At 67.6% G+C, this 1,125-nt stretch carries 2 protein-coding genes; one reads left to right on the top strand and one right to left on the bottom strand.

What is annotated here, in order from left to right:
- Window positions 1–633 (bottom strand): methyltransferase domain-containing protein (locus EOD15_RS34630; RefSeq protein WP_127409317.1); only part of this gene is annotated, 633 nt, incomplete at its 3' end.
- Between the two features lie 65 nt (window positions 634–698).
- Between EOD15_RS34630 and EOD15_RS34625 the strand changes: the two genes are divergently transcribed.
- Window positions 699–1,125, top strand: a 427-nt coding sequence (locus EOD15_RS34625; RefSeq protein WP_148129827.1) for a double zinc ribbon domain-containing protein, incomplete at its 3' end; no start/stop codon positions are given.

Genomic DNA, 1,125 nt, shown 5'->3' with positions numbered 1-1,125 from the left:
CCGCAGATCCGCCATCAGGTTGAACAGGCTGGCATAGCGCACCGTCACCGTCTCGACGTCGGCGACCGGCAGAGCGAGACCGGCGCGCTGCAGCAGCGCACCGGCATCGCGCACGTCGGTAAACGGGGCGACACGCGGACTGGCGCCGCCGTAAAGCTCGGTCTCGGCCGAAAGCAGGCTTTCGCGCAACTCGAAAAGCGTACCGGCGCCGGCAAAGGCGCCGAGGAAAAGCCCATCCGGCCGCAACGCACGGCGGATCTGGATCAGCATGCCGGGGATGTCGTTCATGGCCTGCAGCGACAGAAGCGACACCGCCAGATCGAGGCTTTCCGCTTCGAACGGCACGGTTTCGAGCGGTGCGATCAAGCCGGCGCCGCCACCGCTCAGGAAGGCCGTGTCCGCCTCGACGCGGACGATGTCGGCGACCTTGCCGCTTTCGGCGAGCGTTTCGGCTGCTGCCGGCGTCTGGCAAAACAGCACAGCCGCCTTGCCGAACCTGCGCTCGACGGCGCCCAGCCGGTCGGCAAGGTCCTCGGCCGTGCGGCGCATGAGGAAGTCCGCGCCGTCGACCGGATGGGCAAGCGCGCGCCGCTTGTGCGCCAGCCACAGAGAGGTATCCATTATCGGCTGCAACGGGCAGATCCTTTGTTTGTCCACGCTCCGGGATCGTTGATATAGTGGCGCGCAGGAGCAACCACGTGGCCGATCCGATGCCCAAGATCAAGTCCATCGCGATCACGAACCTGGCCCGGTCTGTTGTCGGCTGGCCGGCGCGTATGCTGTTTCCGCCGGTCTGCGCCGGTTGCCGCCGGCATGTCTCGCAGCCGGGCGTGCTGTGCGGCGCCTGCTGGCCGAAGCTCAGGCTGCTGGAGCGGCCATGGTGCCCGGTCATGGGCACGCCGTTCACCCACCATATGGGCGAAGGCTTTCTGTCGGCCGAGGCGATTGCCGATCCGCCGCCTTTCGAGCGGGCGCGGGCGGCGGTGGCCTATTCCGGCGTTGCCCGCCAGATGGTGCAAGGGTTGAAATACCAGGATCGCACGGATCTGGCACCTTGGATGGCGCGCTGGATGGTTCGCGCCGGTGCCGATCTCATCGCCGAGGCGGATGTGGTGGTGCCGGTGC

This window comes from Mesorhizobium sp. M7A.T.Ca.US.000.02.2.1 (assembly GCF_003996995.1).
Classification (GTDB): Bacteria; Pseudomonadota; Alphaproteobacteria; order Rhizobiales; family Rhizobiaceae; genus Mesorhizobium.
The sequence above is the reverse complement of the archived record's forward strand: the minus strand, read 5'-3'. Positions and strand labels throughout refer to the sequence as shown.